General features: G+C 51.0%; 14 protein-coding genes. 10 read left to right on the forward strand and 4 right to left on the reverse strand.

From position 1 onward, the window contains the following. Window positions 1-13: 13 nt before the first annotated feature. Complete coding sequence (locus tag INT84_RS13980) at window positions 14-799, reverse strand: nucleotidyltransferase domain-containing protein (RefSeq protein ID WP_194207259.1); 786 nt, start codon at window positions 797-799, stop codon at window positions 14-16. Further along, window positions 799-1,935 carry a slipin family protein gene (locus INT84_RS13985; protein WP_194207260.1) on the reverse strand — a complete coding sequence of 379 codons (1,137 nt, stop codon included), beginning with the start codon at window positions 1,933-1,935 and terminating at the stop codon, window positions 799-801. The genes INT84_RS13980 and INT84_RS13985 overlap by 1 nt, the downstream gene beginning before the upstream one ends. 483 nt (window positions 1,936-2,418) lie before the next feature. Here INT84_RS13985 and rtcR point away from each other — a divergent pair, with 483 nt between their 5' ends. Continuing rightward, a complete protein-coding gene (rtcR, locus tag INT84_RS13990; RefSeq protein ID WP_194207261.1) occupies window positions 2,419-4,002 on the forward strand; it encodes an RNA repair transcriptional activator RtcR in 1,584 nt (527 codons plus the stop codon). A 44-nt stretch (window positions 4,003-4,046) separates the two neighbouring features. Here rtcR and INT84_RS13995 read toward each other — a convergent pair whose 3' ends face one another. Further along, on the reverse strand, window positions 4,047-4,619 hold the full coding sequence (locus INT84_RS13995; RefSeq protein ID WP_194207262.1) for a serine acetyltransferase: 573 nt from the start codon (window positions 4,617-4,619) through the stop codon (window positions 4,047-4,049). Between the two features lie 232 nt (window positions 4,620-4,851). On the opposite strand from INT84_RS13995, the gene panS reads away from it, so the two are divergent. The 6 genes from panS (at window position 4,852) to INT84_RS14025 (ending at window position 10,459) form a co-directional block, all read left to right on the forward strand. Then, complete coding sequence (gene panS / locus INT84_RS14000; RefSeq protein ID WP_194207263.1) at window positions 4,852-5,790, forward strand: ketopantoate/pantoate/pantothenate transporter PanS; 939 nt, start codon at window positions 4,852-4,854, stop codon at window positions 5,788-5,790. Between the two features lie 247 nt (window positions 5,791-6,037). Then, window positions 6,038-7,624 (forward strand): PTS sugar transporter, encoded by a 1,587-nt coding sequence (locus tag INT84_RS14005; RefSeq protein WP_194207264.1) that lies wholly within the window; start codon window positions 6,038-6,040, stop codon window positions 7,622-7,624. 28 nt (window positions 7,625-7,652) lie between these two features. After that, window positions 7,653-8,492 (forward strand): histidine biosynthesis protein, encoded by an 840-nt coding sequence (locus INT84_RS14010; protein ID WP_194207265.1) that lies wholly within the window; start codon window positions 7,653-7,655, stop codon window positions 8,490-8,492. A 23-nt stretch (window positions 8,493-8,515) separates the two neighbouring features. Beyond that, the gene (locus INT84_RS14015; protein WP_228066228.1) at window positions 8,516-9,316 is read left to right on the forward strand and encodes a Cof-type HAD-IIB family hydrolase; all 801 of its coding nucleotides are present in this window, start codon (window positions 8,516-8,518) and stop codon (window positions 9,314-9,316) included. A 49-nt stretch (window positions 9,317-9,365) separates the two neighbouring features. After that, the gene (locus INT84_RS14020; RefSeq protein ID WP_176918734.1) at window positions 9,366-10,124 is read left to right on the forward strand and encodes a DeoR/GlpR family DNA-binding transcription regulator; all 759 of its coding nucleotides are present in this window, start codon (window positions 9,366-9,368) and stop codon (window positions 10,122-10,124) included. 62 nt (window positions 10,125-10,186) lie between these two features. Continuing rightward, complete coding sequence (locus INT84_RS14025; protein ID WP_194207266.1) at window positions 10,187-10,459, forward strand: DUF3811 domain-containing protein; 273 nt, start codon at window positions 10,187-10,189, stop codon at window positions 10,457-10,459. Here INT84_RS14025 and rluF read toward each other — a convergent pair. Then, window positions 10,456-11,331 (reverse strand): 23S rRNA pseudouridine(2604) synthase RluF, encoded by an 876-nt coding sequence (gene rluF, locus INT84_RS14030; protein ID WP_194207267.1) that lies wholly within the window; start codon window positions 11,329-11,331, stop codon window positions 10,456-10,458. The genes INT84_RS14025 and rluF overlap by 4 nt on opposite strands. Before the next feature lie 156 nt (window positions 11,332-11,487). Between rluF and INT84_RS14035 the strand changes: the two genes are divergently transcribed. From INT84_RS14035 to INT84_RS14045, 3 genes are all read left to right on the forward strand, one after another. Next, window positions 11,488-11,898 carry a hypothetical protein gene (locus tag INT84_RS14035; protein WP_194207268.1) on the forward strand — a complete coding sequence of 137 codons (411 nt, stop codon included), beginning with the start codon at window positions 11,488-11,490 and terminating at the stop codon, window positions 11,896-11,898. A 161-nt stretch (window positions 11,899-12,059) separates the two neighbouring features. Beyond that, a complete protein-coding gene (locus INT84_RS14040) occupies window positions 12,060-13,361 on the forward strand; it encodes a BNR repeat-containing protein (RefSeq protein WP_194207269.1) in 1,302 nt (433 codons plus the stop codon). Window position 13,362: 1 nt separating this feature from the next. Beyond that, window positions 13,363-14,631 carry an oligosaccharide MFS transporter gene (locus tag INT84_RS14045; RefSeq protein ID WP_194207270.1) on the forward strand — a complete coding sequence of 423 codons (1,269 nt, stop codon included), beginning with the start codon at window positions 13,363-13,365 and terminating at the stop codon, window positions 14,629-14,631. Window positions 14,632-14,686: the final 55 nt, after the last annotated feature.

The following is a 14,686-nucleotide window of genomic DNA, read 5'->3' on the forward strand; positions in this document are numbered from 1 at the left end:
ATAACGCCGGGCTTTATGCCCGGCGCATTACCGTCTGAAACAACAAACGATCCAGTTCTCCGACATCGCCTTCCCGGCTATCCGGAAGCACAGGCGGGATCTCTCCCCGGGCCAGTTCCGCGCGAATAAACGCATGCAGTCGCGGGCGGCGCGGGCCATATTCGGCTTCCCCGGCGCGCTGTTTACGCTCCACCAGTTCATCAATCTCCTGACGTAACGCGCCGTCCAGATCGCTTCCCGCCAGCAGCTCAGCAAAACGCATTGGCGGCACGCCCTTCCCCGCTTCCACCCAGCGTACCGCCAGCAAGGGACGCAGCACGTAGAAGTATTTTTTTAGCCGTACCTCATTCCCCTGCAAATAGCCGCGAAAATTTTTCCGCGCCATGGAGTAATAGTGCCAGCGTGCGCGCAGTGGTGAGAACCATTGTGGGACCAGCGATTTGAGTACCGATATCGTCATCTCATCCTGCTGATAAACGATGGGTGAGTCCAGCCACTCGATAAGCGTAGGGTTAGCATTTTTCAACAGGCCAAGCGCTTTACGCCATTCCCAGCCGCAGACGTCCAGCTCATCATCTATCGGCAGTTCGATAACATCGCGCGCAGCCTCCACGCGCAGATACCACTCGGGCGCATGAACATATAAAAATCGCACATCGTAGTCGCTGTCCGGGGAGGCGAATCCCCAGCCACGGCTGCCCGATTCGCAGGCGTACAGCACTTTTACCGCGTATTTTTGCTCAACTTCACTCAGCACCCGCCTTACGCGGGCCTGCATTGCCTCACTGACACCGTTCATCAGGCCTCTCCTTTTATATTCACCAGACCGTGCAGCACCTGGTCAAGGCCGCCGAAAACCGAGATTTTATCGATGCGTTCTGCCACACGTTCCAGCGTTTCCAGCTCCTTCAGACGCAACGCCACCGGGTTGCTCTCCATCACTTTAGCCGTGTTCAACAGCGAACGGGTCGCCGCCGTCTCTTCCCGTCGACGGATAACGTTGGCCTGGGCCGATTTCTCCGCCTCAACCAGCTTTGTCAGAATGGTTTTCATATCGCCCGGCAGCACAATATCTTTCACGCCCAGCGAGGCCACGGTCATACCAAAGGACGCCATGCGTTCCGCCACCTGCGCGCTCACCACGTCATCGATAATCTGCTTATTTTCCAGCAGTTCATCCAGCGTGCGGGTGCCTACCGCTTCGCGCAGCGCGAATTGTAATTCCCGGTAGAGATGATCCACCGGCTTCGTCAACTGGCTAAACGCCTGCAAAACATCGCTATAGTTCCAGTTCGCTGCCAGATTCAGGCGCAAATTCACTTTATCCCGCGTTAAAATTTCCTGACCGGCCACTTCCAGTACCTGAAGACGCAAATCGACGATTTCCGCTTCTACCAGATGGTTCACTTTCCAGTACGCGGTGAGGCCCGGCGGCAGTAACGCCTGGGTTTCTCCATCGATTTTCAATACGCCGGCATGCCACGCAGGCACGTTGACCGTCAGGATAATGTCGCGTCCTTTCACCGCCTTATCGCGAGCACGAGGCTGTAATACCGCCTGCATAATTTCCGTCGGGACGTGAACATCGCGAGTATCCATTCTTACCAGCCGCAGGTTCTCGCTATCCTGCCAGAACAGACGGCGGGAGGCGGGCGGAATAATCTCCAGCAGCACGCCGTGCGAATAGAGCGCGGCGGCTTCGTTCTCTGTGGTATCTGCAACCAGGCAATATTTGTCTACCCACTCCGGATGGAAACGACGCAGCGTGTCCGCCAAATCAGCCGGAACCTCGCTACCATCACGCGCAATCAGCGTCACGTCCGGGGTGGTAAACCACGGCAAGCGGTGCTCACCCGCTTCCAGAATCTGATAGTAATCACCCTCTTTTGCCAGTAACCCTAACTGACCATTACGAATTTTCATTTTTTTATTCATTTTATACTCCCTGCGTTTATCAATGCTGAGGCGGGTGCAGTTGCGAAGCCGACGGGGAAGCGCCATCCGTTACCTGACGATTTTGCCGACGACCCGGCATCATTACCGGCCCCAACCTGAGGCAATCCTGACTGCGGACTGCCGGGTACTGCCTATGTAAACAACCAGTGTTCACCTGTTGGGCGAATACGGGAATCGAACCCGAGTTAACCGACTTTTCGCAAATGTCTTTCCGCTGGCGGAACGCTCCCTGGATAACGACCCGTGCCGTTCCCGGAGCGCCGGCGGGGCGGTAACCCCTGCGTAACCCGGCGTGCTGACGGATAGACTTTTGCCAGAAGCGTGCCAGAATGCGATTTTGTGGAATAAAATTTTTAAGTATCTGATATTTAGTAATTTTATTTTTACATGGTTTAAGTACCTGAGTTCAGATGCTATGCTTAACTTATCTTTTAGAAGTGTTATTTATCTTTAAGGATAAGAATGAAAAAGCGGCGGGTGGTGATTGGCGTTATTGGTACGGTACTGGATAAACGCGGTAAACGGGCTAATCGCTGGGTGAAATGGCGGCCAACGGTGGGGCTATGTCAGCAGCCCGACCTGCCTGTCGATCGCCTGGAGCTACTCTACCAGGCCAAAGACCGGGGAATGACGGAACAGCTTCGGGGAGATATCCAGGAGGTCTCCCCGCAAACTGAGGTACGTACGCATACCGTCGCCATTGACGATCCGTGGGATTTTGAAGAGGTTTACGCGGCGTTCCTCGATTTTGCCAGCCATTACTCTTTTGATACCGAGCACGAAGAGTATCTGGTGCATATTACTACCGGCACGCACGTCGCGCAGATTTGCTGGTTCCTGCTGACGGAAGCGCGCTATCTTCCCGCCAGCCTGCTGCAAACTGGCCCACTAAAAAATCGCGAGGACGACAATCGCGCGGCGGGAACGTATTCAATTATCGACCTCGATCTCAGCCGTTACAGCACGCTGACCAGCCGTTTTCAGCGCGAACAACAACAATCTGTCTCGTTTCTGAAAAGTGGGATTGATACCCGCAACGCGACGTTTAACCGGATGATCGATCAGATTGAGCGAGTGGCCTTACGTTCCGATGCGCCGATATTGCTCACCGGCCCAACGGGTGCGGGTAAGTCCTTCCTCGCAAAACGAATTTATCAGCTACGCCAGTCACGCCATCTGGTCGCGGGTAAACTGGTGGCAGTGAACTGTGCCACGCTGCGGGGTGATAACGCGATGTCGACGCTGTTTGGTCATGTAAAAGGGACATTTACCGGCGCGCTCCAGCCGCGAACGGGCCTGCTGCGCGAAGCCGATGGCGGCGTGCTGTTTCTGGATGAGATTGCGGAACTGGGCCTTGATGAACAAGCCATGCTGCTGAAAGCGATAGAGGAAAAAACGTTTTTCCCGTTCGGCTCAGATAAAGAAGTTCATAGCGACTTCCAGCTTATCGCCGGGACACATCGCGATATGCAGACGTGGGTGGCTGAGGGCCGCTTCCGGGAAGATCTCTATTCCCGTATTAATATGTGGACCTTTGCCCTGCCCGGCCTGGCGGAACGGCGGGAAGATATTGCGCCCAACGTTGAGTATGAACTGCAACGTTTCGCGGCTGACCGTCAGATGCAGGTCCGCTTTGATAAAGAGGCCCGCGAGCATTATCTCCGTTTCGCCCGCTCGCCACAGGCCGCCTGGCGAGGGAATTTCCGCGAACTGGGTTCGTCCGTCGCCCGTATGGCTACGCTTGCCGAACAGGGACGGATCACCATGGAACTGGTTGAAGAAGAGATCCTACGCCTGAAACAAAGCTGGCAGCCCTCATCACAGCTCTCCCTTCCGGCAATAAGCGAAGAGATCGACCTTTTTGAGCAGAGCCAGCTGGAAACGGTGATCCGCGTTTGTCGCCAGTGCAACTCGCTCTCGGAGGCCGGAAGGATGCTGTTTGCCGTCTCGCGGCAGAAGAAAAGCAATCCGAATGACGCCGATCGCCTGCGTAAATATCTGGCGCGCTTTGGATTGAGCTGGGAAAGTGTGCGCAGCGACAGGTGAGCGATCTCATTCTGTAAATCCAGTTATAGCCGGTACTCTACTGGCTATATCTCTTTTTTACTTCGGATCATTATCACTGGCTCTGTTTTACAAATATAAGTAGCATTATCCGGAATATCAGAAAGTACCAGCGACATCGCACCGATATTCACATTATGCCCAATATTCACCTTCCCCAGAATGCATACCCCCGCGCCAATATTCACATTATTACCTATCGTCGCCGCAGCCGGATCGCCCTCTTTTCTCAACCCAATCGTCACGTTTTGATAGATAACCGCGTTATCGCCAATAATAGATTTCCCTGAAATAACCACCCCGGTCAGGTGAACAAACTTAGGATTAAGGCCGATAGTAGCTTTTAATGCCACGTCAGAGGCATACCGGCACTGTAGTGACCAGTTTATTTTTTTGGCCACGCGCCGTTGCGGCTTGTTGCCATGAAGATACATTTGGCTGGCAAGACGCCACCACAATAAAAAATGACGATTACGATCTTTATGAGCAAGCCAGAGGCGAAAAAGACTGAGTTTATTTTTAGTAGTGATTTCTTCACGCCAGAATTTCTTCAAATCCGTACTTTTTTTCGATAATAAAAACATAATTATGTGAAGCATCGTCTTTTGACCTTTCCTGTGGCGCGACGTTTAACGATATTGTGGATGATTTCAGCCTCATGTGTAAAGCACTGGCTGCTGTCAACAGGCCACACTCTCATCCACATGAAGCCTCTTCATCATAATTTGTTTGAATAAAATCTCCCCACACGATAAACAATACCTATGGCCGGGCTCGATCCCGGCTTTTTTATAAAAAAACACAACGCACAACATCCCTGAGGAAAACAAGATGCTCTCTATACTGACCCGGCTGTTCCCGCTATGGGCACTGCTGCTCTCCGTTATCGCGTATTACACGCCCGCGACGTTCATCCCCATCGGCCCGTGGGTCAGTACGCTGCTAATGCTGATCATGTTTGGCATGGGTGTGCATCTGAACATCGCCGATTTTAAGCGGGTGCTGTCACGCCCTGCGCCCGTCGCGGCGGGCATTTTTTTGCACTATCTGGTGATGCCGCTGGCAGCATGGCTGCTGGCAATGCTGTTTAAGATGCCGCCGGATCTTTCTGCCGGGATGGTGCTGGTGGGTAGTGTCGCCAGCGGTACGGCGTCGAACGTGATGATTTATCTGGCAAAAGGCGACGTGGCGCTGTCCGTCACGATTTCCTCGGTGTCGACGCTGGTCGGCGTGGTGGCAACGCCGCTGCTGACCCGCCTGTATGTGGACGCGCATATTCAGGTAGACGTAATGGGAATGCTGGTCAGTATTTTACAGATTGTGGTGATCCCAATCGCGCTCGGTCTGATCGTCCATCACCTGTTTCCGCGCGTGGTACGGGCGGTAGAACCTTACCTTCCCGCTTTTTCAATGCTCTGTATTCTGGCGATTATTAGCGCCGTGGTTGCCGGTAGCGCCAGCCATATTGCCTCGGTCGGGCTGGTCGTTATTGTCGCGGTGATCCTGCATAACGCTATCGGTCTGCTTGGCGGGTACTGGGGCGGCAAGCTGTTCGGCTTCGATGAATCCACCTGCCGGACGCTGGCGATAGAGGTCGGGATGCAGAACTCCGGTCTCGCTGCCGCGCTCGGTAAAATCTATTTCTCGCCGCTGGCCGCCCTTCCTGGCGCGCTGTTCTCTGTCTGGCACAATCTTTCCGGTTCGCTGCTGGCTGGCTACTGGTCAGGTAAGCCGATTAATGAGAAGCCTAAAGCGGTAAGGCAACATTAACCCTGCCACGATGGAGGGGTTCTCCCTCCATTTCTTGCCGCATTTCTTTTGAACTTCGTCACAAAACCACAAATTACCACATAAAACAAATATTCATATTATTCATTTAAATTCAATGAATTAATTAATAAACGATTTTATGTAATTGATTTTCAGCGCTTACACAATGTTGATTTATTTTGTTTTAATTGGGATTATGATTTCACTACAACACAGATAAAACCCTTACCCTATCTTCGAGGCCGCTATGAAAAAAATTGCGATTATTGGAAGCAGTGGAGGCAACCTCTACAACCTGGGTGGCGCAGAGCCAGAAAAGCTGCTCCAGGAAATTTACCAGCAGTGTGAAGCCGCAGGCGTCAATGTCGCCGCCGTGCAGTTTATTGCAGCGGAAGCATCAATGGACGTCGCAAAACCGACGACGCCAGCGTCCGTTTTTGCATTAACCACAGAGAACCAACAAAAACCACAGCGAATCTTTCAGGGTAAGCTCTCGGAAGTGAACGCCTCGGTGGTAGAAAGCGATCGGCGGATCGCTGACATGATCCGCAACGGCGAGATCGACGGGATCGTGGTGATGAGCGCCGATCCGGTGAGTGCCAACCAGGCGGTCTTTGCCGCCGCCGTTGAGATGAAAACGCCGATTGTCGGCACCGGTGGCACCTCCATGGCGCTGGTGGCGGCAAAAGGTGCAAACGTGGTCGCCACATCGGGCACGACCGGCACCACCAGCCGTACCCGCGCCGTCTCCTTCGTGGCGTCGCTGTGTAAACACTGGGGCATCAAGTACAAACCGCAGTTGGGCAGCGCCTCCCCTTCACAGGGTGGTTCCGGGAAAAGCCTGCTGAAACGCTTTAATATCCGCAGCATTATGATCCCTGCCCTGCCGGGCTTTATTGCCATGGCGATCGTTCTGGCGTTGAGCCACATTCCGGGGCTGGAAAAACTCAACGATATCTTTGAAATCCTGCTGAAAGGTCTGCCGGTTCTCGTCGCCGTGCTCGCGGCAAAACAGATTTCCGAGCTGGATGAAGTCTCGATTGTTTCCGGGGTCGTCGCCGGGGTGCTCTCCGTTGAAGGCGGCCTGATCGGCGGGATCATCGGCGGTCTGCTGGCCGGTATTTTTGTCCGCTGGCTGTTTGAACTGTGCCTCAACTGGCGCTTCCCAATGACCACCGTCAACATCGTGGCGGGCGGGATCTCGGGCCTTGCCGCCGGATTGATCATGCACTATCTGCTGAGTCCGCTGGCGCTGGGTGCGGGTAATTACATCAAACTGGCGATCGAAAGTACGCTGGCGTTCAGCCCGGTGCTGGCGGGATTGCTGGCAGGACTGGTTATCTGGCCTGCCATTCTCGGCGGCGTCTATCACGCGGTGATCCTGCCGCTGGTGCTACTGGAGATGGAAAAATCCGGCGTTAGTTTCCTCGGCGCGGTGGATATGGTCGGCCTGGTGATGGTCGCTGCCGGTATTAATCTTGCCAACGTCATCGCGCCACGTGAAAAAAGCGAAGCAGCGGTCGCCACGCCCGGCCTGCTCATCAACCTGGGCTTCGGCACCTTTGTCGAATCCGCCTATCCGTTCATGTTCGCCAACAAAATCGTCTTCGGCTCCGCCATCGTCTGGGCGGGCCTCGGCGGCATGATGCTGGGCTTCTTTAACGTCAAAGGCGTGGCGTATGTTCCTGCGTTCGCCTCACCGTTCCTGTCCAGCAATGCGCTACAGATGGCGATTGTGATGTTCACCATCATGGTGCTGACCTGTATCACCACCATTATTGCCAACCGTTTTAAGGCTGTCGTACAGAAAGAATCCGTTACGGCAACTCACTAAGTTCATGCACCAACACCAGAGGTACACCATGTTTAAAGGCGATATGAATAAAAAACGCGCCAAAGCGTTACAGAAAGTGAAAGATGCCATCGCGCTGCACGGCGGGCAAACCATCCTCAGTACGGGGATCACCGGCGACGATGCTCGCCTGGCGAAGGCGGTCTGCGAAGCAGGCGTTAAGCTGCTGGAGCCGAACCATCCGGCACTGGCGCTGGCGCGCGGCCATAAAGGCGTCAGCAATATGCATGCAGCGGAGCAGATCCGCCATGAAATCACCAACGGTCAAATGGCCGAGGCGGTACAGGGCGTGCGTAATGTCGTCCCGGACGATATCTTCATCACCGTCGGCATTGCAGGCGGTTTTACTGAAACCCTGCCCGTCCCGCTTAACGAAACGGAGATCCTGGAGATTGCCCGCGCCGGGGCCGATGGGTTACATACCCATAAATCGGACTGGGATGATTTGCAGGATATCGTGGATCTCGCCCACCAGTACGGTCTGACCGTCGATGCCTATATCGGTCATCCGGACGACCTGCACACCTTCGGCATTGCGGCACGCACGCCGGAAGAAGTGGCCAGCGTGGCGAAACGGATGGAAGACATTGGCGTCGATATGATTGGCCTGATGACCGGCATGAGCTATGAAGGCGTAGCGGCGGGTGATATCCCCCAGACTATTAAAGATCGCCTTAAGGCGCTGGTGGGCGCGGTAAGCGTGCCGACGCTGGCAGAGGGTGGCATTAACGTCGCCAATGCCAAAGCGTTTAAAGATACCGGCGTCAATATTCTGGTGGTCGGTACAGCCATTGACAATATGGTTTGCAACGCCGCTAAACAGGCCGTTACACCGTTTATCACCCATTAATTCGTCTTTCAGGGATGGGAAATATGTTGCTGGTCACCGATCTGGACGGAACGTTACTGACGTCGCAGAAGATAATTAGTCCGCGTACACGTCAGGCGCTGGTGCAATTTCACCAGCGCGGCGGTCAGCTTGCCGCCTGTTCCGCCAGACCGGTCTCCTCAATGGTGCGCTTGCTACAACAGCAAAATGTTGACGCGCTGTTTAGCTGGTGCGCCGGATTTAACGGCGGAAAGATCCTGGAGATGACACAACAACGTATTACGCATTCGGCCGCGCTCTCCTGCATGGATTTGCGGGATATCGACCGGCATATTTCCCTTTCCCGCTATGCGCACCATTTCTTTAGCGCAGAGGCGATTTATCACCGTTACGATCGGCCCGTTGCGCCATGGACGACCTATGAGGCCGAATTATTTATGCTCCCGCTTCTCTCCGCCGCGCCCGGTGCGCTTTTTGAGCGCTCTGATATTTATAAAATTACCGTTGTGGCGGAGCAGTCAAAAATAAATCAGCTTAATATCGACATTAATAACCATCTTCCGTCTGGTTTTAATGCCACGATTACCGGTGGTAATTATATTGATATTCAACGCGTGGAAATAAATAAAGGCTATGCGGTCAGCCAACTTACCCGCCAAATATCACTCCCTGCGATGCAGGTTGTGGCGATTGGCGACCAGCAAAATGATGTCAGTATGTTTGCCGCAGCCGACATCGGTATCGCGATGGGTAACGCGCCGGAGTCAGTAAAACAGCAGGCCAACTATGTCACCAACACCAATGATGACGAGGGTATCGTCCGGGCGCTGGAGTGGTTGCGTTGACCTGCGCATCCAGTTACCATGCGGCAAAGCATGACGCTGGCGGACAATAATGAACCCGATAAAAAGAAGAAAACATATTCTTGATGAAGTAAACAAATTCGGTGAAGTGACCGTTATTAAATTATCGGAAACGCTAAACGTCACGTCAGAGACCATTCGCCGCGATCTCTCCCTGCTGGAGACCGAAGGCCAAATTACCAAAATTCACGGCGGCGCGGTCAAAAAGCAGGTGGTTCAGGAAGATGCTTTCAGCGCCCGCATTGATGCGCATCGTGAAGAGAAAATGGCGATTGCTAAACTGGCCGCCAGCATGGTCAGCGAGCGGGATACGCTGTTTATTGATTCCTGTACTACCAATCTTATTCTCGCCGAACACTTACCACCAATCGCCTTTTCGGTGATTACTAATTCCGCCTTAATCGCCGATAAAATAAAAGAACATAACCTTCAGGCCCGGGTTTATGTATTAGGCGGTGAATATGATTACCATTTTCGTGCCAATCTTGGTGTTTCGGTTTGCCAGCAAATTAACGCTATCCATGCCGATATCTGTTTTATCGGCGCTGGCGGTATTTCCCCTCAGCATGGCGTACTGGTGAAAAGTTTTGACGAAGCCTATGTCGCTAAGGCGATGATTACCATGAGCAAAAAATCGGTGATCCTTGCCGACCATACCAAATTTGGCCAGGACGGTGTGATGTGCATCGCGACCCTGAAAGAGATTGATAACATCATCACGGATAAAGGCTTTAAAACAACGGGTTATACTCAGCAGGATTTTGCCGGAAAGGTGCGGCTGGCGGAGTAAATGCTATCCGCCCTTTCTTTATTGCCGTACACTGGACTCTCTAGCTGAATGAGGGCACCCACATGGCACTCCCCCGCATTACCCAAAAAGAGATGACTGAGCGTGAACAGCGCGAACTGAAAACGCTGCTCGACCGCGCCCGTATTGCGCACGGCCGCCTGCTGACCAACGCAGAGACCAATAGCGTGAAGAAAGAGTACATCGATAAGTTAATGGTGCAGCGAGAAGCAGAAGCGAAAAAAGCCCGCCAGGCAAAGAAAAAGCAGGCTTATAAACCCGATACGGAAGCATCGTTTTCCTGGTCGGCGAGCACGCCGACGCGCGGCAGACGTTAACGTCCCTTCTTCTTGCGTCCCGGCGAGGTAAAGCGTTTACCGTTTGCTGACGGGCGCGCTTTCTCTTTCTCAGCGGACTTTTCGATCTTCACCACCGGGCGCTTGATGCCCGCCGTTTTCGGCTTCGCTTTTGCCTTCGGTTTCGCTTCTGAAGATGAGTTCTCAATCAACTTGAACAGAGTGATCAGCTCATCATCGGTCAGATCGCGCCACTCACCCAGCGGCAAGCCTGACAGGCCGACATTCATAATGCGTGTGCGCTCAAGCTTCGTCACTTCATAGCCAAAGTGTTCGCACATGCGGCGGATCTGGCGGTTCAGCCCCTGAATCAGGGTAATACGGAACACAAACGGCGCTTCTTTTTTTACCTTACACTTCTTCGTCACCGTGCCGAGGATCGGCACGCCCGCGCCCATTGCACGAATAAACTCGTCGGTAACTGGCTTATCCACCGTCACCAGATACTCTTTCTCGTGATCGTTACCGGCGCGCAGAATTTTATTCACCAGGTCGCCGTGGTTGGTGAGGAAAATCAGCCCCTGCGAGTCTTTATCCAGACGGCCAATCGGGAACACGCGTTTGCTGTGGTTAACGAAATCGACGATGTTATCGCGCTCGCTGTCTTCCGTCGTGCTGACGATGCCCACCGGCTTGTTCAGAGCAATGAAGACCAGATCCTCCGCCTCGCGCGGTTCAATCAACTGACCGTTAACCTTTACCACATCGCCAGGGTTCACCTGATCGCCAATAGTGGCGCGTTTGCCGTTGATGAAGACATTGCCTTGTTCGATAAAGCGATCCGCCTCGCGGCGCGAGCAGATGCCGCTTTCACTGATGTATTTATTTAATCGGATGGATGAGTCGGGCAGCATAAATTCTCCTGTAAAAGCGAAATATACCGCACCTGATGGGGAGGAAAAAAGATATGCGTTTGCTTATGTGCGCAGAATGTGGATTACCCTACATTCCCCCTGCCCTGTCAGCATGATGAATACGCCTCGCCACTACAACTCTGCAAGGCGTATTTCATGGTAATGCTGTTAATCCGCAGCAAAAAGCTGCTGGTCAGCTTTTGCTTCCAGATGTGCCAGCGCAGGAATCAACTGGCTGCGGTTCACCAGGCTATGACCCAACTGGCAAACGCTCTCATTAGAGATATGTTCCTGGTTTGCACTGGCTATAGTCAGGATGGCGGAAAGCGTCAGCAAGCGGGAAGTGGAAAAAATCGGCTTCGGGCTCCTTCGGATATCAGTATTTATTCTTTAAATCCCTGCCATATTTTTATTATCCCTGGCAAAAACACAAAGTTTTTTTCAGTACGAAAAATCTCATCGACTGCTTTTTCCTGGAGCAAGTTACTGGCTAACGACAATAAAACTAAATTTATGGTAAAGGTAGGTTTTTGGTGCGCAATCAGTTTAAATTTCTCTGGTTCATAATTCAAAACAGGTTTTGTTTGTGATGTAGGTAACACTTTATATGGATTTATATTTTTACTATTATTCCATTCCATGATTATGTTGTCAGTGTGAAATTTTCAACGCTTTTATATTTTCAGATTGGTATATCAGCAAAATAAATTGAAAAATTGGAGTTTGAAATGCACCAGGAAATAACAACCTCTGAAATCGGAACGTGTTGTTCTGATTTTACTGTGGATTATGCACTTTTGGTAAAAGATAAATTCTATGCTGCTTATTATGATGAAAACCACTGCATAACGGTAGCAAGTCGCGTCTCTGACGAAGACAGATGGATAATCAGTCACCCGAAAGGTGAATGGTTACCCGAAAAACAAAGATTCATGCATCAGACTGAATATGATAGCCATAATTACCTGACTCTGGCAATGGATAATAAAGGACACATTCATCTATCAGGCAATATGCACAAAGATAAGATGGTCTGGTTCCGTTCAGCGAAGCCTTACGATATTCATTCCCTGGTTCTGGGAAAAATGACCGGAGAAAGGGAGGATAGCGCCACGTACCCACTTTTTTTCTATGGCAAGAACGAAGAGCTTTTTTTCCGTTACCGTGATGGAGAAAGTGGAAATGGTGACGATATCTACAACCGCTGGGACGAAGATGAAAATAAATGGATTAGACTACAGGAAAATCCCTTGTTGAGTGGCGAAGGGCTCAGAAACGCATACGCCCGCTTGCCGATATTTGGCCCAGATAATCAGTGGCATATGATCTGGATGTGGAGGGACACTCCACATTGCGAAACCTGCCATGACCTCTCCTATGCACGCAGCCCGGATCTGCTGAAATGGTATTCGCACGACGGATATCGTCTACCTGTGCCAATAACCCTGAAAAAGGGCGATATTGTTGATGCCAGTCCTGTAAAACGCGGACTAATTAATATGAGCCAGAATATTGGTTTCGATGCCAAACGCCGTCCGTTGATCACCTGGCACCGTTATGATGAAAAAGGTTTTTCTCAGGCATGGATTGCCCGACCGGAAGGAAATAAATGGCATAAAAAACAAATTAGCGACTGGAAGTTTCGCTGGGAATTCAGCGGAATGGGCTCGATCCCTCCGGATATCATCATATCCGCGCCCTATTTAAAAGAGAACTATATCTGCGTTGATTTTAAATTATCTTCCGGTGAAAGCGGAACCTGGTTACTGGATCAAGAAACTCTAAATGTGAGCAAAACATATTCGCATTCTGTTTCGCCTCTTCCGGAACGGTTTTATGTGTCTTACGAAGCACTAGCTCCGGAAGCGAAAGTGCAGGTCATCCCAGAGCTTTATAAATTGCCACCAAAGTATTTCTTGCGCTGGGAAGCGTTACCCATCCAGAGAGATATTCCGTCAGCAAAAAAAATACGTCCTGGTATGTTGACACTAGTATGTTCCGGGCGTTCATCGGGAGAGAGAGGTGATTAAAATGAAGTCTTTAGCTTCTAAAAACGCTTATGTGCGCATAAGCTTATGTTTGTTTCTTTTTTATTTTTCTTGGTCGGCAACATGGTCTTTTCTGGCTATATGGCTGGGAGATAATGTCGGATTCACCAGTACTCAGATAGGATATACGTTGTCTGTAAATGCATTGTTTGCATTAGCAATAAAACCTGTCTTTGGCTTCATTATGGATAAACTAGGACTGAAAAAATCGTTGCTCACCTGTGTGGCTATTGCTTCTGTTTTCGCAGCGCCTTTTTTTATCTATATATATCAGTACCTTTTGATGACCAGTATGGTTATGGGAATGATTCTGGGTGGTTTGTATCTGGGAACTGCTTATCTTGCGGGTGTGCTGGTTTTTGAAACATACGCAGATCGATACAGCCGGGCGTTCGGATTTGAATTCGGTCGCGTCAGAATGTGGGGATCGCTTGGCTGGGCGATAGCTTCTATTTTTGCCGGGCAGTTATTTAACATCAATCCTCATTTTAACTTCATGATAACGTCATGTGGTGCAGTTGCTGTTTTACTTATCCTTTTTACTCTCAAAACACAGGGAGATGATATCGACTGGCAGGCAGTTAATGAATCAAGAAAGGAGCCAGTGAACCGTAAAGACGTCCGGGTACTGTTCCAGCATGCCAGTTTCTGGATTCTGATGCTCTTTTACGGGGGCATTATCTGGATGATGCAAAGTGCAGAACAACAGTTCCCACGTTATTTCGTTACTTTCTTTGCTGATCATCGGACAGGTAATGCTGTTCTGGGATATATGGGATTTGTTCAGTCAGCGTGTGAATTTATTCTCATGTTCTCTATCCCGTTTCTGATTAACCGTATTGGGGCACGGAATGGTCTTCTCCTGGCTGGATTCGTTATCGGGCTCCGTCTGGTGCTTTCTGCACTCGCAACCCATCCGTGGATGATTATTGTTATTAAGCCACTTTATGGGCTGGAAATGGCACTGTTGCTGGTTTCTATTTTCAAATTCCTTGCAGAGCACTTCGATAAGCGTCTAACCGGAACCATATATATGGTGCTCGGATGCTTTAATTATCTCGGCATTACAGCAATCAACCCACTGGCGGGACATTTCTACGATAAGTATGGTTTTGCTTCGACATACATGGTTATGGGATGCGTGGCGTGGCTAATAACGCTTGTGGGAATTAAATTCTTAGGAAAACAAAAATCTTTATCTTTACAGGAGCCCTCACGCAAAATAATAGAAGATGTTAACGCAGCAGAATAAAATATTATATATTGACTATTATTACCGCCATTTAACTGGACTGGCGTTATAACAG

This window comes from Superficieibacter sp. 1612_C1, from assembly GCF_015234305.1.
Taxonomy (GTDB): Bacteria; Pseudomonadota; Gammaproteobacteria; order Enterobacterales; family Enterobacteriaceae; genus Superficieibacter.